General features: G+C 66.5%; 17 protein-coding genes and 1 tRNA gene. 4 read left to right on the top strand and 14 right to left on the bottom strand.

From position 1 onward, the window contains the following. Positions 1-11: 11 nt before the first annotated feature. From ACFOPH_RS13835 to ACFOPH_RS13850, 4 genes are all read right to left on the bottom strand, one after another. Positions 12-209 carry a hypothetical protein gene (locus ACFOPH_RS13835; protein WP_379735843.1) on the bottom strand — a complete coding sequence of 66 codons (198 nt, stop codon included), beginning with the start codon at positions 207-209 and terminating at the stop codon, positions 12-14. A gap of 32 nt (positions 210-241) precedes the next feature. Further along, positions 242-631: a hypothetical protein gene (locus tag ACFOPH_RS13840; protein ID WP_379735845.1), complete on the bottom strand. Its 390-nt coding sequence runs from the start codon at positions 629-631 to the stop codon at positions 242-244. 114 nt (positions 632-745) lie between these two features. Next, on the bottom strand, positions 746-1,630 hold the full coding sequence (locus ACFOPH_RS13845; RefSeq protein WP_379735847.1) for a DUF4123 domain-containing protein: 885 nt from the start codon (positions 1,628-1,630) through the stop codon (positions 746-748). Then, positions 1,631-4,486: a type VI secretion system Vgr family protein gene (locus ACFOPH_RS13850; RefSeq protein ID WP_379735849.1), complete on the bottom strand. Its 2,856-nt coding sequence runs from the start codon at positions 4,484-4,486 to the stop codon at positions 1,631-1,633. Positions 4,487-4,687: 201 nt separating this feature from the next. Between ACFOPH_RS13850 and ACFOPH_RS13855 the strand changes: the two genes are divergently transcribed. Continuing rightward, the gene (locus ACFOPH_RS13855) at positions 4,688-5,203 is read left to right on the top strand and encodes a hypothetical protein (protein ID WP_312548083.1); all 516 of its coding nucleotides are present in this window, start codon (positions 4,688-4,690) and stop codon (positions 5,201-5,203) included. A gap of 11 nt (positions 5,204-5,214) precedes the next feature. Here the strand turns inward: ACFOPH_RS13855 and ACFOPH_RS13860 are convergent, their stop codons facing one another. Next, entirely contained in the window at positions 5,215-6,324 is a 1,110-nt protein-coding gene (locus ACFOPH_RS13860; protein ID WP_312548084.1) for an FUSC family protein, read from the bottom strand. A gap of 143 nt (positions 6,325-6,467) precedes the next feature. Between ACFOPH_RS13860 and ACFOPH_RS13865 the strand changes: the two genes are divergently transcribed. From ACFOPH_RS13865 to ACFOPH_RS13875, 3 genes are all read left to right on the top strand, one after another. After that, positions 6,468-6,543: transfer RNA gene (locus ACFOPH_RS13865), tRNA-Lys, on the top strand. Between the two features lie 87 nt (positions 6,544-6,630). Further along, entirely contained in the window at positions 6,631-7,227 is a 597-nt protein-coding gene (locus ACFOPH_RS13870) for an IMPACT family protein (protein WP_312548085.1), read from the top strand. 158 nt (positions 7,228-7,385) lie between these two features. Continuing rightward, positions 7,386-8,558 (top strand): MFS transporter, encoded by a 1,173-nt coding sequence (locus tag ACFOPH_RS13875; protein ID WP_379735851.1) that lies wholly within the window; start codon positions 7,386-7,388, stop codon positions 8,556-8,558. On the opposite strand, the gene ACFOPH_RS13880 is transcribed toward ACFOPH_RS13875, so the two are convergent. From ACFOPH_RS13880 to ACFOPH_RS13920, 9 genes are all read right to left on the bottom strand, one after another. After that, positions 8,534-9,484: a choice-of-anchor A family protein gene (locus ACFOPH_RS13880; RefSeq protein ID WP_379735853.1), complete on the bottom strand. Its 951-nt coding sequence runs from the start codon at positions 9,482-9,484 to the stop codon at positions 8,534-8,536. The genes ACFOPH_RS13875 and ACFOPH_RS13880 overlap by 25 nt on opposite strands. A 109-nt stretch (positions 9,485-9,593) precedes the next feature. Further along, positions 9,594-10,376, bottom strand: coding sequence for a slipin family protein (locus tag ACFOPH_RS13885; protein ID WP_379735855.1), 783 nt, complete (start codon positions 10,374-10,376; stop codon positions 9,594-9,596). Further along, complete coding sequence (locus tag ACFOPH_RS13890) at positions 10,366-11,733, bottom strand: NfeD family protein (RefSeq protein WP_379735857.1); 1,368 nt, start codon at positions 11,731-11,733, stop codon at positions 10,366-10,368. Before ACFOPH_RS13890 ends, ACFOPH_RS13885 begins: the two co-directional genes overlap by 11 nt. A 156-nt stretch (positions 11,734-11,889) precedes the next feature. Continuing rightward, entirely contained in the window at positions 11,890-12,723 is an 834-nt protein-coding gene (locus ACFOPH_RS13895) for an HDOD domain-containing protein (RefSeq protein ID WP_312548090.1), read from the bottom strand. 175 nt (positions 12,724-12,898) lie between these two features. Next, complete coding sequence (locus ACFOPH_RS13900) at positions 12,899-14,143, bottom strand: BON domain-containing protein (RefSeq protein WP_379735859.1); 1,245 nt, start codon at positions 14,141-14,143, stop codon at positions 12,899-12,901. 148 nt (positions 14,144-14,291) lie between these two features. Continuing rightward, positions 14,292-14,981, bottom strand: coding sequence for a hypothetical protein (locus ACFOPH_RS13905; RefSeq protein WP_379735861.1), 690 nt, complete (start codon positions 14,979-14,981; stop codon positions 14,292-14,294). Between the two features lie 85 nt (positions 14,982-15,066). Next, positions 15,067-16,695 carry a methyl-accepting chemotaxis protein gene (locus tag ACFOPH_RS13910; RefSeq protein ID WP_312548094.1) on the bottom strand — a complete coding sequence of 543 codons (1,629 nt, stop codon included), beginning with the start codon at positions 16,693-16,695 and terminating at the stop codon, positions 15,067-15,069. 179 nt (positions 16,696-16,874) lie between these two features. Continuing rightward, the gene (locus tag ACFOPH_RS13915; RefSeq protein WP_379735863.1) at positions 16,875-18,608 is read right to left on the bottom strand and encodes a dipeptidyl-peptidase 3 family protein; all 1,734 of its coding nucleotides are present in this window, start codon (positions 18,606-18,608) and stop codon (positions 16,875-16,877) included. 309 nt (positions 18,609-18,917) lie between these two features. Then, positions 18,918-20,390, bottom strand: coding sequence for an efflux transporter outer membrane subunit (locus ACFOPH_RS13920; RefSeq protein WP_379735865.1), 1,473 nt, complete (start codon positions 20,388-20,390; stop codon positions 18,918-18,920). Positions 20,391-20,397 lie beyond the last annotated feature (7 nt).

Raw genomic sequence — 20,397 nt, forward strand, 5'->3', positions numbered from 1 at the left:
TCCGACACCTGCTACGTAAATGGGATAATTCGTGCCGCTCCTACAGACTGCGCCGCCAGTTTTGCTGCCAGATACAGGCGTGCAACATTGCTCCACTTTTTAGTTACACCATCGATCTCATCATTATTTCCGGTACCGTCGAAGAAAATAGCGACATGAATCACTTCCCTGCAGTCCTGATACGGTTTCGGGGGGGGCATCTGGTACATCGCGGTTTGCGGAGCAGCATGCCTGTACGCATTCACTTGCCATGCTTCCTCTCCCATTCCTCAATTATTTGTCTGCCGCGAATGGTCTGCAACTCATCCTTGCTACCCTTGCTGAGCTTGATCTCGACTGTGTTGTCATCGTAAATATGCAATGCCAACCATTTGATATCCTTGCTTATTTCATCTAGCGTAGGAATGTTTCTTGCCCTAACGATTTCGCCGTTTCCTGCCGCCCCTTCTGGACCTCCCATGCGCCACGTGACCAGTTGCGGCCCCAAAGTTATAGACTGCATCATCATTACTGCGTTGGAGCCGTAAAAAGAATACTCCATTGCTGCCATAAAGTCAGTGCCATTCATATCCACATCGTAGATAGGTCGATCGAGATAGCTGAACAATGATACGTTGAGAGATATTTTCATAGACCTTGCTTCGCAAGCCGTAAAAAATAAGGGGGAACACCCAAGGAGCTGCAAATATCTTCGTCGCGAAATCGGTTTACTCATATCGCCCCACTGACTCATGCCGTCGTTTGATTAAGGAAGCAATTCAAGAGCATCATGAAATGACAGTTGCCGTGTCTTTACTTGATTTAAAAGATCGGCAATATACCGATCCTCGCGAAGGCGCTCTTTGTAAATCATTTCGACGCAAACATAATTCACCAAATCGCGCATCGAAATAAGCCCGATATCACGCGCTCTGTTTAGGGCGCCACGAACGATGTGATATTGCTCCGACGACGAAAAATCGTTAATCAGATTAGACTGATTCAGAGTGAGGTAGTACAACAAATAATCTGGCACGCTTGCCTCGACTAAATCGTCGACTTGGCGCTGATCTAATTCAAGGGAGCGCACTGCCGCTACGGCGGGTGTTGCTCTGACAGCAAACGAATGAATTACCCCATTCCGATCCCAATACCACCACTTTGCTATGCCGTCAGCTAACATGGTTTGCTGTCCTTGATCCAGTACTGGCCCAGGAACGTGTAGCGTTTGGTCATCCGCCTGGCCCATTAGTGTTCCGAGCACTGCCGAGTCCCAAAAGGCAAAGAACATCGTGTCCCCATCTGGTAGCGAAATTTTCGTGCAATGGGCAAGTTGATTAAAGAGCGAATCGAAGGGTTTACAGGTCGCGATGACCGAAACGCAAGGAGTTGACGCTCCATGCAGACGAATCCACATCCAGCCACTATCAGAATAATCTGGCGAGCAGAGCTCCACGAGATGCGGACACAGTTGTGCGAGCGGACTATCCAAGGGAGCGTCCAACAAACAACGTGATTGGCGCGAACCTGCTCCGAACATATTCGGAAGCTTTTGGCATTGGGCATTGTCGACAATTGCGTACCACCTGAGCGATGGATCCTCGCACGCAATTTCTTGGAACACACCGAGATCTAGCCTCATACGCTCCATCTACGCTCCTTTATTGATGAAGGCCGACCTCTGAAGCGCACGCTTAGCAAGACATTCAACACATACGGATTGCGGCAGTATGGGCAGCTTATAGCTCAATTGTTGCGGCGGTAAGAAACTCTTCTTCCCCGCATGCACCTTGATCTTTCCCGGACACTGCACCTTAATATTCCCGCCCTCGATCGTGATATTCGCCCCACCCGCCGTCGACAAACTGATCTTCTTGGCCGCAGCCCAATCGATGTGCGCATTGGCTGAGATCATATTCACCTCATCGCGCGCCTGCACTTTCAGCTCGTCACCCTGCGCCTGCACATCGATGTCATCCTTGGCCGCGATCAGCTGCAGGCCCAGGCCACCCTCACCCGCCTTCACCGCCCCACCCAGCACGCCAATCGCCTGACCGGTATGCACCCGCATCTGCCCACCGCTAACGAACTGCGTATCCATGCCACTCATCAAGGTAACCGTCTCGCCGTTCGCCAATTGCAGGCTTTGCCCGGCATTCGCCCCAAACCCATCCTTGGCCGCAATCGCGATGACAGGGTCGACCGGATGCGGCAACTTGCCTTCGCCGGCCGAGGTAGTCCTGGCCCCGGCATCGGCCATGGCCGCGTCAAGCGACTCCTTGCCGACCATGCCCGACAAGGCCGTGAGCATTGCCTTCAACGGCGCCGCCTTCTCGTCCAGCACGCTCGCGCCGGCCTTGGCGGCGCCAAGCTGCCCCGCCAGCGCCACCGTCTGGTGCGTGACGGCAGCGGCACTGAAGGTCTCTGCCATCCGGACTGCCTGCTGTAATACACCGATGCCGGCGGCGTTCTCGCCTGCCGGATCGCGCGCGGCGGAAGAATGGTTGATCGCGTAGCTCGACACCAGCAGCCCGGCTCCGGCCCGCACGGCGCCGTAGGCGTCGGTGCGCAGTTCGGCGCCGAGGCCGCGGAAGCTGCCGCGGTAGTTGTCCGCGCTGTGAATCAAATGTCCAAGGTTCAGTTCGCTCGCAGCATGGGTGCTGCGAAGCTGGACGCGTCCCTGGCCGTCGGTGTCGTCGAACAGCAGCTGGTTGTAGCCGCTGCCGCCGAACTCCTTGCTGCGCACGCCCCACTGGGCGGCGGGATTGCGGTGGCCGGCGCTGTCGCTTGACGCGCCATGCCATGCCGGGCTGTTGCCGCCGGCGAGGTTGCCCTGCGCCGAAGGAGCGTGGTCGCTGGCCGACTTGAAGCAGTCCAGGTCATCGGACGCGTTGCGCTGGCCGCCCGGCGTCGGCGTGATCCCGCCCTCGCCCCGGCCGTTGTACAGCGCGCCCACGATGATCGGGCGATCGATGTCGTTTTCGAGGAATTGCACCAGCACTTCCTGTCCGATGCGCGGCAAGAACTGGCTGCCCATGCCGCCCCCGGCCGCGCGCTGGGCGACGCGCACCCAGCAGCTCGCATCGCCGCTGTCCTGCCAGTGGAAGCGGATGCGCACCCGGCCCAGGCGGTCGCAGTAGAGCTCGTTAGCGCCGTTCGGCCGGTCGCTGCCGTCGGCGCCGATGACGATGGCGCTCTGCGCGCCGCGCGCGGTCGGCTGCGGCCGGTCCGGCAGTTCCGGGCGCCAGGGGATGTCGGCAGGGATGGCCTCGAAGCAGTTGGCATAGCCGGTCTCGCGCGCCTGGGCGAGCGCCAGCGCAACGTCTTCCGGCCAGTCGCGCGGCGCGATTTCCTCGAGCAGCTCCGGGATCGGGCCGAACAGTTCGGCCAGGGCATGTCGGGCCGGCGCCGGCATGTTGTTGACGCCGACGCTGAGCACGCGCGTCAGCGTGAAGGCCGGTGCACCGCCCAGCTGGCGCAGGGGCGTGCCGCTTACCGCCAGCCGGGTTCCGGCGCGCAGCGTGCGCACGGTCGAGCGCCCTTGCCACAGCTGGGCGCGCGCTTCCTTCGCTTCCATCCGCAGGTCGGCGTAGCGGCGCGCCTGCTCGCGGTTCGCGTAGGCATATTGTCCCGGCACGTCGAAGGACTCGAGCGCGGGCAGCCCGGCGGGAGCGGTGAAGTACGAGGGCGAGCCGGCCGCGACGACCTGCCTGGCCTTGTAGTCGTAGCTCAGCAACGTGGTGAGCGAGACCTGCAACCGGCGCTGTGCGACCAGGGCCTGCACCGTGTCGTCCTGCTCGACCGAGCGGGCGCCGTGGAAGCGTACGCCGCCGCCGGACGCGCTGGCGGCGTCGTCCGGCACCGCGCAGCGCCGGCTGCTGTCGGCGAACAGCACCAGGCCGGGGCCGTCCTCGCCCTGCTCGAAACGCCAGCACAGGCCTTCCTCGGCCAGCAGGCGCGCGACGAAATCGAGATCGCTCTCGCGGTACTGGCAGCAGTAGCTGCGCGGCAGTGCGCGGCCCATGAACGATGTCGCGTCCTCGCTCCAGCGCCAGCGCGCCAGCGGCAGGTAGGCGGCAAACACGGCGTCGACGATCTCGATGACGGTCTTGTCCTGCCATACGCGGCTGCTCCGCACCTGGCCCAGGCGCCAGAGCCAGGGCGAGAGCCGGATCCGGTAGCGCGCCAGGCCGCCGTCGCTGCCGAGCATGGCCACTTCGCTGATCTCGCCCGCGAAGCGCGCGCGGCTGCCGTCGGCCAGGCTGAGCTCGAGCGCGGCCGGCTCGCCCAGCAGCGCCTCGAGCGCGACATGGGCGCTGGTCGACAGGACGATGACATCGCGCGCACCCACCTCGTGCAGTGCGTCGAGCGCGGCGAAGGCCTCGACCAGCAGGCTGCCCCGCACCGGCCCGGCGCGGCCCTCGTCGATGACGAGTTCCAGCAGCCGGCTTGCACTCGAAAACTCCGCCAGGGCGGACGTAATTTGCTGCGCCAAGGCAATGCTCATGACCGGCTGCGCTCCTGGGTGATCGGTTGGAAGACGCCTTCCAGCTCGATGAATGCCGGAAGGCATCTGCCACGATAGCGCGCGATGCAGGAGCGATATTGCGCCAGGTCATCGTTATGCCCGGCCGGCACCGCACGCACGTGCGCGCCTCAGCCAGGAAGTGATGCTAAAGTGTCTACAAATACGACAATAAGGTTTCCCGTGAAAGCGCTCCACAAACTCAGTACCGTCGGCTACGTCTTTGCCGCCCTCCTGTTCTTCGCCTGCGGCTTCGCGCTCATCGTGCTGGCCGGGATCGAGATCTGGTCCGCCCTGAAGCCCGGCGACGAGCAGTCGGTCCCGGAACGCTTCCAGCTGATCCTCGAATGCGTGGGCCTGTTGACCATCGCGGTGGCTGCGCTCGAACTCGGGCAGACCGTGCTCGAGGAAGAGGTCCAGCGCACCGTGCACACCAGCGCCCCGACCCGGGTGCGGCGTTTCCTGTCGCGCTTCCTGATCGTCGTCGTGGTCTCGCTCGCGGTCGAGTGCCTGATCGGCGTGTTCCAGTTCCTGCATACCAAGCCGGAATTGCTGCCGCACGTGGCCTCGATCGGGGTCGCGGCGGCCATCCTGCTGGCGGCCTGGGGCCTGTTCATCCGCCAGAACGTCGACGCCGAAAAGCTCGAGCCGGAAGCGATGCACGAGGCCCAGGAAGAAGACAAGGAAGTCGAAACGTAAGCAGCCCGCGCTTATTGCGAGCGCGGTGCGCGCGTGAAGCGCTGCGGCACCAGGCGCCGCAGCGGCGTCCCGACCGCCTCCCGGAAGCGCGGGCTGTGCAGGCAGATGCCGCCGGCCAGGCCGACCAGGCAGCCCAGCACGGTATCGATGAAGCGCGCGCCGATCAGGGCGCCGGCCGAGCCGTGGCCCAGCACCGCCGCTTCGGCCAGCAGGATGGTCAGCGGCGTGATGAACACCGTCGCCAGCGCATAGTGGCGCACGATGGTGGACTCGATGACGAAGGTAAGCGTCATCATCAGGAGCGCGATGCTCCAGTATTCCAGCGGCAACAGCAACAGACCCCAGGCCAGCAGCAGGCCGATCGCGGTGCCGATCATGCGCTGCAGCTGGCGGCTCCAGACCGCGCGCAGCGACGCGCCCTGGATCACCGCCAGGCAGCTGACCGGCACCCAGTAGGGCTTTTCCAGCTGCAGCACCTGTGCCAGGGCCAGCGCCAGCCCGACGAAAACGCCGATGATGACCGAATCGAACACCACGAAGTCGAAGGTAGCCGCCGGCAGCGGCGCGATCGGCAGCGGCGCGCGCCGGCGCAGCATATATAAACTGTAGAAGAAGCCGATCAGGCAGGCCAGCAGGCTGCCGAGGAAGATCAGCCCGACCCGCAGCGGCCAGTCGGCCAGCGGCACCGGCGAATAGGCGCCGATCGAGGCGGCCATGACGAAGAACAGGCTGCCTGGCGGGACGACCCGGTAGAACCGGCAGACCATCGTCACCAGGATGCTGACGAAGACCAGCGCGGGAATCATCAGGCCGGGCAGGAAATGGCTCATCACGCCAAGCGCGTAGCAGGCCGTCATGCCAAAGGCGGCCGCCATCACCATCACCATGCGGTGCGACATCGGCGTATTCGGCAGGTAGATGAAGACCAGGCCGCCCAGGGACGCCACCAGGCCGTAGTCCATGCGCCCGCTCCAGGCGCCGATCAATAGCGGCAGGCCCGATGCCAGCGCGGCGGCGAACGGCATCTGCCAGGCCCGGTCACTGGCGTGGATGGTGGCCAGCCCGCGCAGCTCGTCCTCCAGCAGCGCGCGCAGCCCGGCTCGTTGGGGTGGTCTGCTCATGATGTGGTCATTGTGGCATGGCTGGCGCGGACGAGACGCACGGCCTCTGCCATCGAAAAAGCGGGCACGTATTGCGATTTCGCATGAGTTTTCAGGAAACACTTGGAATCTCGCCAGAGTCCGGCTATAATCTTGCCTTCTTCGGGTCGTTAGCTCAGCTGGTAGAGCAGCGGACTTTTAATCCGTTGGTCGCAGGTTCGAATCCCGCACGGCCTACCAAAGAATTCAAGTTGCAAAGCATCGACAAAAACGCCAACCTTCGGGTTGGCGTTTTTGTTTCCATTTCCGTTTCATCTCCGGTAGCTCATGGCCCAGACCATCACCGCCCCCGTCCACCACGAACTGCTCATCAAGAAGAGCCGCTTCATCGCCTGCGTGCAGCCGATGGCCGACCGTGCCGGCGCCCAGCAGGTGGTGGCCGGCCTGCGCGCCCAGCACCCGGGCGCGGCCCACGTCTGCTGGGCCCTGCTGGCCGGCGGCCAGTCGGCCGCGGTCGACGACGGCGAACCGAGCGGCACCGCCGGACGCCCGATGCTCGACGTGCTGCGCCACCAGGACCTGGAAGGCGTGCTGGCCACGGTGGTGCGCTACTTCGGCGGCGTCAAGCTCGGCGCCGGCGGCCTGGTCCGCGCCTACACCGACAGCGTTGCCCAGGCCCTGCTGCAGGCCGAGAAGGTCGCGATCGTGCGCAAGACCATCCTGCGCTGCAGCGCGCCCTACCCGCTCGAAGGCCTGGTGCGGCGCGAGATCGACGCTGCCGGCGCCGTCCTGCTGGACGTCGCCCACAGCGAGGAGGTGACCTTTTCCTTCAGCCTGCCCGAACAGGCGGCCGGCGCCTTCAGCGCGCGCCTGAACGAAGCCGGCCACGGGCGCATCGCCTGGCTGCGCGACGACGAGGCCTGACCCGCACGGGCTGCACACCGCGCGCCATCATCGCATCGCATACCAGACATCACGACACGAAAGCTGACTGGGCGCGGGCGAACCGCTATAGTGGCCGACCACCTTCGACCGCATCCGGCGTGTCGCGGGCCACACCGCACCTGTAAAGACACCCTATTTTGATCAAGAAAAGCCTGTTCCCACTGGCCCTGGGCGGATTCGGCATTGGCATGACCGAATTCGTCATGATGGGCATCCTCCCCGACATCGCCACCGGCCTGCACATCAGCATTCCCCAGGCCGGCTACCTGATTTCCGCCTATGCGCTGGGCGTCGTGGTCGGCGCGCCGACCCTGGTCGCGCTGATGGCCGGCCGCCCGCCGCGCAGCGTGCTGATCTGGTTCATGCTGATGTTCGCCGCCTTCAACGCCCTGTCGGCGCTGGCGCCCAACTTCGGCATGATGATGGCCTCGCGCTTCCTGGCCGGCCTGCCGCACGGCGCCTTCTTCGGCGTCGGCGCGGTGGTCGCCAGCCGCCTGGCCGATCCCGGCAAGGTCGCCGCCGCGCTGGCGACCATGTTCACCGGCCTGACCCTGGCCAACGTGCTGGGCGTGCCCTTCGGCACCTGGCTCGGCCACAACCTGAGCTGGCGCCTGGTGTTCCTGATCGTCGCCGCGATCGGCCTGGCCACCGCCTTCAGCCTGAAGCAACTGGTGCCCTTCTTCGAAGCGACGCCGAGCGCCGGGCTGAGGAAGGACCTCAAGATCTTCCGCAAGCCGGCCCTGTGGCTGGCCCTGGGCATCACCTCGATCGGCACCGGCGGCTTCTTCGCCTGGTTCAGCTACATCGCGCCGCTGCTGACCGAGGTCGCGCATTTCGCGCCCGGCCAGATCCCGCTGATCATGACGGTGGTCGGCGTGGGCATGACGGTCGGGGTGACGCTGGGCGGACGCCTGGCCGACCGCTTCGCGCCGCTACGCGCGGTAGCCCTGCTGCTGGCGAGCATGACGATCCTGCTGCTGCTGAACGGCCTGCTGGCCAATTCGCAGCCGGCCATGCTGGTGCTGGCCTTTGCCACCGGCGCCAACGCGCTGGCGCTGGGCCCGCCGATCCAGATGCTCTTGATTAGCCACTCGCGCGAAGCCGAGATGCTCGGCTCCTCGCTCGGCCAGTCGGGCTTCAATATCGGCAATGCGCTGGGCGCCTTCCTCGGAGGTATTCCGCTGACGCTGGGCTATTCCTATGCGTCGCCGCAGTGGGTGGCTGCCGGCCTGGCGGTGATCGGGGTCGTCCTGTCGCTGTGGATGCTGTCGGCCGGCGGCCGCGCTCAGGCGGCCCTGCGCGCCCGATAGGCGAAGCCGGCCGCACAGAGGCCGGCCAGCAGCAGCGCCAGCGCGCCGGGCTCGGGCACCTCGGCGTGCCCGCCGCCGCCCCCGCTACCAGGCGGCAGGCTGAAGCCGGGCACGTCGACCGGCGGGAAGTAATGATTCGCGTTGACCTGGATCGTCGAATTCCAGGTATCGACGATCACGTTGCCGTTGATGACGCCCCAGTTGGCGTTGACGGTCGCATACGGCGCCAGCACGCTGCCGATCACGCCCTTCACGTTGACGTTCTTCGCCTCATGGAAGTTGAACAGCACGTTGTAGGCGCTCAGCGGCTCGAAACTGACGCCACCGTCGTTGAAGGTGCCGAGGTCGCCGCTGATGTTGAAGATCAGGGTCTGGCCCGCCGTCAGCTTCTCCAGTGTCCAGCTGCTCGAGGTGCGGAACAGGTCGGCCGACACGTTGAAGACATCCACGCCGCCGTTGCCGCTGCCGCTCACCTTTACCCCGCTCCACAACGGAGCGACGACACCGGTCGCATCGAGGTCGGCGATGGTGCGCGTCAGCGACTTGTAGTATTGCTCGGCCGCGGCGAAGTCGACCGGATTGGCCGGCAAGGCCGTCGGCGTCGCCGCCCATTGCATGCTCGTGGTCCCGCCGACATACACGCCGCCGTGGTTGATCGACCCGCTGGTCACGCTCAGATTCCCGCCCGCGACCACCGCGTATTGCCCGAAGGCCGGACGGTTGTTGGCGTTGATGGAATAGCTCGACACCGTCACGTTGCCGCCCGCGACCACCGCCCCTTCGACGTCGCTCGAGGTCGCCGTGACATCGCGGATAGCGTACAGGTTGGCGCCGCCGATCATGCTGCCCAGGTCGATGACACCGGCCTGCGCCGCACTGCCCAGGCTGAGTGAGAGAAGACTCAAGGCAAGCTTGGCAGCACGCATGGTGAATTCCTGTAGGAAATTTGTATTTCCAAATAGTATCACTAAAAGTTGACGTAGATCATCACCTCCCGCTATTTCATATCGCCGCGTTAAGGCGCGAATGTCGGCTCTAGCGGCCTTCCCTCTCGATCCACCGCGACAGCAATTCCATCGGCAACGGAAACACGATCGTCGAGCTCTTGTCGCCGGCAATGGTCGACAGGGTCTGCAGGTAGCGCAGCTGCATGGCCCCCTTCTCGCGCGCCAGCACCTCGGCCGCCTGCATCAGTTTTTCCGAGGCCTGCAGTTCGCCCTCGGCGTGGATCACCTTGGCGCGCCGCTCGCGTTCGGCCTCGGCCTGGCGGGCGATCGCGCGCACCATCGATTCGTCCAGGTCGACGTGCTTGATCTCGACGTTCGCCACCTTGATGCCCCAGGCACCGGTCTGGGCGTCGAGCACCTGCTGGATGTCGATGTTCAGGCGCTCGCGCTCGGCCAGCATGTCGTCGAGCTCGTGCTTGCCCAGCACCGAGCGCAACGTGGTCTGGGCCAGCTGGCTGGTCGCTTCCAGGTAGTTCGCCACCTGGATGATGGCCCGTTCGGGGTCGATCACGCGGAAGTAGAGCACCGCGTTGACCTTCACAGAGACGTTGTCGCGCGAGATCACGTCCTGCTTCGGCACGTCGAGCACCACGGTGCGCAGGTCGACCCGCACCATCTGCTGCAGCACCGGGATCAGGAGGATCAGGCCCGGCCCCTTGACCGACCAGAAGCGCCCCAGCTGGAACACCACGCCGCGCTCGTACTCGCGCAGGATGCGCACCGACAGCGCGAACAGCAGCGCCAGCAGGAATACCAGGAAGGCGGCGCCGAAACCGAGTTCGAACAGCATGTCGATCTCCTCAATGCCCATTCGCGGGCTTCCTGTCCTGTGCCCGCGCATCGGGCATTCCAGCGTCAAACGGCGCAACCAGCAGCACGCGCCCACGCCGCCCCGCCACCCGCACCCGCTGCCCTTGCGCGAGCGGAGTGTCGGTCAGCACGCGCCAGGTCTCGCCGCCGACGTTGGCCCAGCCCTCGCGCGCGGCGTCGCCCAGCATCTCGGCGATTTCGCCTTCCAGCCGCGCGGTGACGCCGGGCGCCGGGCGCCGCCGCGTGCGCAGCGCGACCTGGGCGGTGGCGCCGACCAGCAGCGCGGCCGTCACGCCGACCGCGGCGACGAAGCCCAGCGGCATGCCGAAACCGGGCGCCTCGCTGTCCATCAGCAGCAGCGCGCCGATGACGAAGGCCGCCACGCCCCCCAGTCCGATGACGCCGAAGCTGGGCAGGAACGCCTCGGCCACCATGCAGGCCAGCCCGAAGCAGATCAGCGCCAGGCCCGAGTAATTGATTGGCAATAGCTGCATGCCATACAAGCCGAGCAGCAGGCAGATCGCGCCCATCACGCCGGGCAGCACCGCGCCGGGGCTCATGAACTCGAACAGCAGGCCATACACCCCGACGGTGAGCAGGATCAGCGCCACGCTCGGGTTGGCGATCACGGCGAGCAGGCGCGTGCGCCAGTCGGGCGCCGCATCGACCACAGCCGCCGCGCCGGCCTGTACCCGCCAATCGGCGTTGCGCACGCGCACGATGCGGCCCTCGCTCAGCGCCAGCAACTGCGCGACGTCGCGCGCGACGATATCGACGACGCCGGCGGCGAGCGCGTCGCCGGCCGACAGGCTGCGCGACTGGCGCACCGATTGCTCGGCCCACTCGGCGTTGCGTCCGCGCAGCTGCGCGAGCCCGCGGATGTAGGCGGCGGCGTCGTTGATGGCCTTGGCTTCCATGGTCGAGGGTGGCTTGTCCTTGCCGTTTTCCGGAGGGCCGGGGCCTGCCGGGCCGACCTGGACCGGCGTGGCCGCGCCCAGGTTGGTGCCGGGCGCCATTGCCGCGATGTGGCAGGCGTAAAGGATGTAGGTGCCGGCGCTGGCCGCGCGCGCGCCGCTCGGGGCCACGAAACAGGCCACCGGCAGCGGCGCGGCGAGGATGGCGCGGATGACGGTGCGCATCGCGGTGTCGAGCCCGCCTGGCGTGTCGAGCTGGAGCACGACGAGGGCGCGCCGTTCGGCGCCGGCGCGCGCGATGCCGCGCTCGACGTAGTCGGCATAGGCGGGCCCGATCGGGCCGTCGATCGTCAGCAGCGCCACCGACGGCACGCGCGCGGATGCCTGCGCACAGGCCGGGGCCAGCGCCAGCAGGAACAACAGGCAAAACAGTTGTCGCCACAACGGTTGCAGCCACCGGGGCGCTATCGCCCGACGATTGGACGCGAAACCGTCGGACACGATGCGCCTGGACACGATGCCTCCGCACGGGACGAGGGTCCCCTACGCTTAGGACTGCTGTCCTCGCCCTTGGTTCCCGCGCCGTGGCCGGGACTGGCTTCAGACCAGCAGCGGCCCGTCCATCGCCAGGCGGGTTTCGGCGGCCTCGCGCCGGATCTCGTCGAGCATGTCCTCGTCGAGCACGAAGTCGAGCGCGCTGTCGCCGTGCGCCGGCGGCTCGGGCGCCGCGCCCAGCGGCGAAGGCACCGGGGCGAACTGGTTGGCCAGCAGCAGGGTGTCGAGCAGGGTCGCGGGCGGCATGTTGATCCAGGCGCGGCGCATCTCGCCGATGGCGTCGGCCACCGGGGCCGGCACCGCCAGCTTCCTGAGCACCTCCAGGCCCACCACGTCCTCGCACAGCTCGCCCCACTTCTCGGGGTCGTCGTCGAGCAGGCCCGGGAATTCGTCGGCGCGCGAGAGCAGGTAGAAGCCGCCGACCTCGTGGATGATGCCGGCGAACAGGGCCGTGTCCGGATTGACGAAGGTGACGTGGCGCGCCAGCGACTGCGCCAGCGTCGCGACATGCACCGTGTGCTCCCACAACTGCTCGGCCTTGGCGCGCAGGCCGGGGTCCTTGATGCGGCTGCCGAACTGGCGCACCACCAGGCTCGCGACCAGCGCCTGCAGGCGGCGGTAGCCGATCCGGATCACGGCCGCGCGCACGTTGGTGACCGTCGGGCCGGCGCCGCCGAAAGCGGCCGAATTGGCCAGCGCCACGGTGCGCGCCGCCAGCTGCGGCTCGGCCAGCACCAGGCGGATCGCCTCGTCGAGCGGACAGTCGGGATCGTCGAGCGCCTGCTGCAGGCGCAGCACGGCGTTGACACTGGTGGGAAAGGTAATTTCACCGCGGGCCGCCTGGGCCACGATGTATCCGAAGGCTTCGAGTTTGTTCACCCGAAAATTATACCCGGCGCCGCGCGCGGCCAGCCGATCGCGGCGCCCATGCAGCTGGAATGCACGCTTACGTGTTGCGGCAGCGACGAAAAAGAGCGCGCTGCCATCGAACGACGGCCGCGCGCGCGGGGTGAAGTGCGGCCACGGCGGCCGCATCGCTTGTCTACGGCAAGGCTTACTTGACCTTGATGGCGCTCTTCACGCTGGTCACGCCCTCGACTTCCTTGGCCACCTTCACGGCCTTGTCGGCCTCGGCCTTCGAATCGACGAAGCCGCTCAGCATCACCACGCCCTTCTCGGTCTCGACGTGGATCGCCATCGATTTCAGGTCCGGTTCCTTGAAGATGCCGGCCTTGACCTTGGTGGTGATGGCGGTATCGGACGCCGCCACCGCGGTGCCGCGGGTCGCGTCGCGGGTGTTGTCGGCCGCCTTGTCGGTGGCGCGGTCGGTCTTGTCGGCGGCGGTCGACGCGGCCTGGCGGGTCTTGTCGCCGGCGGTGTGCATCGCTTCCTGGGTGTTTTCCCTGGCGCTGGCGGCGGCCTCGCGGGTTTTCTCGCCGGCGTTATCGAGCGCGCTCTCGGTCTTCTGGGCGATGGTCGCACCGGCCGCGCGCAGGCGTTCGCCGGTGCCGTCCAGGCCGGTCTTCTCGGCCACGGTCGCGGCAGCCTGCTTGGTCTTGTCGACGGCGGTGGCGGCGGCTTCCTTGGTCTTCTCGGCGGCGTTCGAGGCGACGGCGCGGGTCTTGTCGCCGGCGTTCGCGGCGGCTTCCTTCGTATTCTCGGCGGCGCGCTCGGTCGCGTTCCCGGCGCGGCCGGCCAGGGTCGTCACGTTGCCCTTGCTGTCGATCAGGCAGCCGGTGTTCGCGTTCCCCGTGGCCTGCTCGCACTTGGCGACAGCCGCGGCCTTGGCCGGATCCTTGGTGTCGGTGCTGGCGACCAGGCCGGCGCTGCCGCTGGCGCCGGTGGCGCCGGTGCGGGTTTCGGTCCGGGTCTCGGCCCGAGTCTCGGCAACATCGCGGCCGGCCTTGGCGTCGGCCAGGGCGGCGGTGCGCACCGACTTGGCGTTGTCCATGCAGCTGTCCTTCTCGGCGCCGCTCTTCGCGTCGCACTTGGTCTTGGCGACATCGTACTCGGCCTCGGCGACCTTGCTGCGCGCCTTGGCCTTGCTTTCGGCGCTGGTGTCGTACTTGGCGACGGCCTGCGCTTCGGTACGCGCACGGGACGCCTTCGCCTCTGCCATGCAAACGTCCTTGTCGTTGCCGCTCCTGGCATCGCACTTGGCGGTCGCCGCCTTGTATTCGGAAGCGGCCTTCTGGGTCACGTTGCGGTAGGCCGGATCGTCGTTCAGGGCAGCGGTCGGTGCGGCGGCAAAGCTGGCGCCGGCCGCAGTGGCCAGCAAAGTGGCGAGCAAGGTTTTCATGGCGGTGTCCCTTGGGGCGGTTGTTGTGATAACGTCATTAAACGCCCTACCCCCGCCTGCATCTGTGCGTCAGCGAACACCTGTCGAAAAAACCATATCCCAGCGGTAGAAGGTCCTGCGCCACCGGGATGCTGCTGGAGAGCGGCGCCTAGTCGGCGCGCAGCAGGCCTTCGCGCCAGAGCGGCGCCGCGTCCTCGAAAGGCGCGCCGGCCGCGCCGAAACGGCCGGCGTCGCGCGCCAGCTCCACCCACAGGCGGGTATCGTGGCCGCCGCGCACCACCGGCTGCGCGCGCCGCACCGCCTCGAACCAGGCGTGCACCCGGCCATAGGCCTCCGGATTGCGGTGGCGGGTCCAGGCCAGGGCGGCCAGGTCGGCATAGGCTTCCTCGCGGCGCGCTTCGCGCATCGCTTTCGAGGCGGCCAGCAAATCGGCGCTGGCCGCGCTTTCCTCGCCGACTTCGACGAAGCCGGCCGGCAGTACATTCCAGGCGCCTTGCGCATGGCGCCAGCAGTGTGCGACTTCATGCGCCGCCATCGCCTCGATCAGCTCGCCCTGGCGCTCGGCCGGGACGCCGGCCAGCACGCTTTCGGCCTGCGGGTTGCCGCGCAGCGTCAGCACCAGCTTGCAGCGCCCACCGTCGTAGCCCATCGCCAGCGGCACGTCGTTCGGACGCGCCTGCGGCTGGACGATGATGTCGATCGGCAGCTTTAAACTTTGCGAATAGGACAGGACCGGGCCCGCCGCCTGCAGCCAGCGCTGCTCGAGCGCGGTCAGTTCGGCGGATTGGGCGGAGGCGGCGACGAACAGCGCGGTGGCGGCAGCGAGATGGTTGAACATGGAAGATTCCCGGCAGTGGCGAAATGCTCTAAGGCAATTCTAGGACCGAGGATATCTTCCCAATCGGAAATATTTTTGTGCGTGTTCAAGCCGACAACGCCAGCGCCCGGCTTTGCGGCGCCAACGCAACAGCGCGGCCCTCCGCCTGTGTCATTTTGAAGACACTCACTACCTGGGCCAGCGCCGCGGCCTCGTCCTGCAAGGCGCCGGCGGCCGCGCTGGCCTGCTCGACCAGGGCGGCATTCTGGCGCGTCGCCTCGTCCATGCGCCCGATCGCGACGTTGACCTGCTCGATGCCCGCGCTCTGCCCGGCGCTGGCCAGGCTGATCTCGGCCATGATGTCGGTGACCCGCTTCACGCTGGTGACGATCTCCTCCATCGTGCTGCCGGCCGCGTCGGCCAGGCGCGCTCCGGCGTCGACCCGCTCGACCGAACTATTGATCAGGTCCTTGATCTGGTGCGCGGCCGTGGCCGAGCGCTGCGCCAGGTTGCGCACCTCGCCGGCGACCACCGCGAAGCCGCGCCCCTGCTCGCCCGCGCGCGCCGCTTCCACCGCCGCGTTGAGCGCCAGGATATTCGTCTGGAAGGCGATGCTGTCGATCAGGCCGACGATGTCGGCGATCTGCTTCGACGAATCGTTGATCGCGGCCATGGTCTCGACCACCTGGCCGACCACCGCGCCGCCGCGCAGCGCCACGCTGGAGGCCGATTCGGCCAGCGCGTTCGCCTGGCGCGCATTGTCGGCATTCTGGCGCACGGTGCCGGTCAGTTCCTCCATCGCGGCGGCAGTCTCCATCAGGGTCCGGGCCTGGCGCTCGGTGCGCTGCGCCAGGTCGTGGTTGCCGGCAGCGATCTCGGTCGAGGCGTCGGCGATGGTCAGGGTGCCGGCGCGCACCTGCGCGACAATCCCGACCAGGCTGTCGCGCATGCCCTGCATCGCATGCAGCAGGCTGGAACGGTCGCCCGGCGCGGTCTCGATCTGCACGCCCAGTTCGCCGGCGGCGATGCTGCCGGCGATGCGTACCGCATAGTCCGGCTGGCCGCCGAGCTGGCGCAGCAGGCCGCGGCTGATGACCCAGGCGCCGAGCGCCCCGATCGCCACCGCGATCGTGCACAGCAGCGCCATCCAGGCCAGGAAGCTGCCCGACAGCGCACGCGCCCCTTCGGCCGCGGTCTTGTTCAGCGTCTCCTCGAGGTCGATCAGGCGGTTCACGCTGGCCAGCCAAGCCACGAAGGCGGGTCCGGCTTCCCGCGCCAGCAGGCTGCGCGCAGCGTCGAGGTCGCCGGCCTGGCGCAGTGCGCTCACCTGCGCGATCAGGGGCTGGCTCTTGCCCTCCTCTTCCTTGATCGCGGCCAGGGCGGCGCGTTCCTCGGGCAGGATGTCGCTACGCTGTGCGAACAGCGCATCGAGCGCCGCCGCGGCCTGCGCATAATCGGCGGCCAGGACGCGGATACGCTCCAGCGCCGGTTGGGCGCCGGCGTTGTCCGAGGCCAGCACCACGTCGCGCAGGGCGATGGCGCGGTCGTGCACACTGCCGCGGAAATTGATCGCGTGGCGCTGCTTGACGTTGTTGACGTCGTTGATGTGGTTGAGGGCGGCGTCGATCTGGCCGACGCGGCTGACCGCGAGCGCGGTCAGCATCATCATTAGCGCCAGCACGGCGCCGAAACCGAGCGCAAGGCGTGCGCCGATGGTCAATCTGGAAGAGGACATGTTCTGTTTGTCGATTCACGCGGAGAAAACGCTCCGCCCGCTCATGCAGCAATGATTGCCACACGGAAACAAATGTGAATATAACAGAAATTGTCGAATTTGATTGTCAGTTCAATTGAATTTGCCGATCCGATAGCGAAAAACAACGAAATTGATCAGCTTTCCGCTATCGGCTTCTTTCAACGCGTCGCTGGAGCCGTCAAGGCTGCCGCCGTGACGAAGGCCGGGCGGATGTCGTTCGGCACCGCCTTCATCTTGTCGAGCGCCTTCTGCACGTCCGGACGGATGACGACGTAGCGCGCCATCATCGACTTGGCGCGCGTGTAGTCGCCGGTCGCCTCGATGGTCAGGAACTCGCGGTCGAGGTCGATCACGGCCTGCTTGATCTTCTTGAAGTCGACCGAGAAGGTGCCGTCGCCGTGCGAAACAAAAGCGCCCTTGTCCAGCAGGTAGTTGACCTGGATCGCCATGCCGCGCGCGTGCGAATCGGTCAGGCCGAAGTGCAGCGTGCGGAAGCACGAGGCCAGGAAGGTGTTGTACAGCTTGCGCTCAGCAAGCTCGCCCTGCCCCAGCGTGTCCTTCAGCTGGCCCTTCTCCATCATGTAGGCCAGCGCCCACAGGCCGGTAACGTCGGCCTTTGCTTCCTCGATGGTCGAGTAGGTCTCCTTCAGGTCCTGGCGCGGCGTCGATTCCTTGCCGTTCCTGCGCGTGACGTGCGGCCCCAGGCCGTGCGTAATCTCGTGCGCCAGGATGTGGGTGAAGAAGGAATCGAAGTCGAGGTCCTTCTGGTCCTCGGGACGCAGCACCAGCTTCGTGATGGGTTTGAGGGTCGATTCGAACTTCGCTTCCTGGATGTTCTTGAGCATCACGCGCTTCGAGCCGCGTTCGCGGATGATGCGCTCGTCGTTCGGCAGGTTGTAGGCGGCGGTCTGCACGCCCATGTTGCCGTCGCCGGCGCCGTAGACCTGGTTCACCACCACCATCGGCGCCATCGCCCCGACTTTCGGGTTCTTGTACTGCTTGTCGAGCGGCAGGTTGTCTTCGAGCTCCTGCATGTGCTTGCCGAAGAAGTTCAGCTTCTGCGTCTCTTTCGGATCGCGCACGCTGACGTAGGCCTCGAACGCGGCCTTGTAGCCGAACAGCTCGTCGTTATAGGTCTCGTAGGGTCCGATGGTGATGTCGACCGGGCTGTCGAGGTCCATCCAGGCGAAGTCCGAGGCCAGGTAGTCGTTCGACAGGAAGGCGTCGGCGCGCAGGTTGAGGAATTTCTTCAGCGAGGCGTTGTCGGTATGGCTGGCCGCTTCGCGCAGCAGCTTCGCCAGCTGTTGCAGTTCCGGCTTGTATTCTTCCGAATATTTCACGGTCCGGAACTTGCCGTCCGGGCCGCTGCGGATCACGGTGAAATACCACTGGGCCGCTTCGCGCTCCTTCGCCGGCAGCGAATTCATCCAGGCTTCCAGCGCCTCCTTGCGCGCACCGGCCGGGTAGAAATTGGCGCCGTCGGGCTTGCGCGCCGGGATGTTGATGCCGGCGTACTCGGCGGGCATGAAGGAGCGGTTGCCGTCGATGATGGACCAGGGTCCCTTGTTCAGCCAGAAGTAGTCCTGGCGCGCCTTGCCCAGCGGCGAATTGTCCTTTTGCAGGGCCGCCCACAGGGCTTCGTTATGGGCCCAGCGCTGGCGCAACTGCAGGGTGTCGACGACCTTCGCCGCCTCGATCAGCTTGACGATCGCGGCGCGGTCGCCGCTGGACAGCTTCGAGGTATCGGCGCGCAGCTCGACCGGCGCGAAACGCTTCGCCATGACGTTCAGTTCGGCCACGCTGGCCGGGCCCGGCTTGACGCTGGGCGCGTCGGCGGCGATCACGGCGCCGGCGGCCATGGCCAACACGATAGGTGCGAGAAGATGTTTCATGGGTCCCCTGGTTGATTGGAATGCAAGCAGGGGATTGTAATACCGTTAGGGGGGAATGGGTTTCGCCGGCGATGCCGCGAAAACCGAAAATGGAACGGAATGCGCCATGACGTAGGGTGGGCACCCCGTGCCCACGCGTTACGTGCGTTCGATCGCACCTGTTGCGGTGAATTGTCGCTCGCAAGATCAGCAAGGACCAAACACGGTATGCGCGCGTTTCGTCCGCTTCAACTGTCGCGAGCGAGTCAGTCCCGCCAACGGTGCGAGGACGCGAACGTAACGCGTGGGCACGGAGTGCCCACCCTACAATTAACGCACCGTCGCCAGCGCCGGCGCCTGCGACCAGCCGCCACCGAGCGCGCGCGCCACGGCGACCGAGGCCAGCAGGCGCTGGGTGCGGATCTGCGCCGCCGCGCGGCTGGCCGCCAGCGCGCTGCGCTGGGCGTCGGTGACGTCGAGGTAGGTCGACAGGCCGCGCTCGTAGCGCGCCTGCGCCACCAGCAGCGCGCGGCTTGCCGCTTCCTGCGCCTGGGCCTGCACCTCGCCCTGCTTCTGGCGCTGCTGCACGTCCGACAGCGCGTCTTCCACTTCGCGCAAGGCCGTCAACAGGCGGTTCTCGTGGTTCGCCACCGCCTCGTCGTAGCGCGCCCGGGACAGCGCCAGGTTGGCGCGGTTGCGGCCGCCGTCGAAGATCGGCAGCGACAGCGCCAGCGGCCCGATCGAGAACTGGCGCGCGCTGCCGCCCGCCAGGTCGCGCAGCGATTCCGAGGCATAGCCGAAGTTGCCGGTCAGGGTCAGCGAAGGATAGAACGCGACCTCGGCCACGCCCACCTGGGCGTTGGCGGCCTTCAGGTTGGCCACGCTCGCGGCCAGGTCCGGGCGCTGGCCCAGCAGGCTGGCCGGCAGGCCGACCGGAATGCTCGGGGGCAGCGGCAGCGCCGGCTTGGCTTGCGGCGCGACCAGCGGCGTGCTCGGCGAGACGCCAACCAGCACTGCCAGCGCATGCTCGACCTGGTTGCGCTGGCGCTGCACCTCGTGCAGGTCGGCTTCGGCGTTCGCCCGCTCGATGCGCGTGCGCGAGACGTCCAGCTCGTTCGACAGGCCGGCGTCGAAGCGCGCCTCGATCAGTTCCTGGGCTTCGCGCCGGGTGGCCAGCGCGTCGGCCAGGATCGCCTGCTCCGCATCCAGCCCCCGCAATGTCCAGTAGTTTTGCGCCACCTGGCTCGACAGCATCAGGAGCACGGCGTCGCGGTCGTCCTGGGCCGCCAGCGCCTGGGCGTCGGCCGCTTCCACGATGCGGCGCACGCGGCCCCAGATATCGAGCTCGTAGGACAGCGCGGCGCCGACCGAGAAGTTGTCGCCCTCGATCGAGCGGCCACCCAGCGCCTGGCCCTGCGCGGTCTCGGCCGAGGTGCGCGAGTTCGACACGCCGGCGTTCACCGACAGGTTCGGCACCTGGCCGGCGCGCACCACGCCGAGCTGGGCCTGGGCCTGCAGCAGGCGCTGGGCCGCGGCGCGCACGCCCGGGCTGTTGCCCAGGGCGCGGTTTTCCAGCTCGTTCAGGGCGGGGTCGTCGAACACGGTCCACCAGCTCGCCGACAGGCGCGCGCTGTCCGCCGGCGCTGCGGGGGCATGACGGAAAGCGGCTTCCTCGGCGCCCTTCGGAGCCACGAAATCCGGACCGATCGTCGAACAGCCGGACACCAGCATGGCGGTAGCGATGGCAATTGTCACGGCAGGCGCCGCACGGCGCGGGAGGTTCTTGGCAAAGGTTTCGAACATCGTTTTT

Origin of the sequence: Massilia haematophila (assembly GCF_042647645.1) — a bacterium.
Taxonomy (GTDB): Bacteria; Pseudomonadota; Gammaproteobacteria; order Burkholderiales; family Burkholderiaceae_D; genus Telluria; species Telluria haematophila.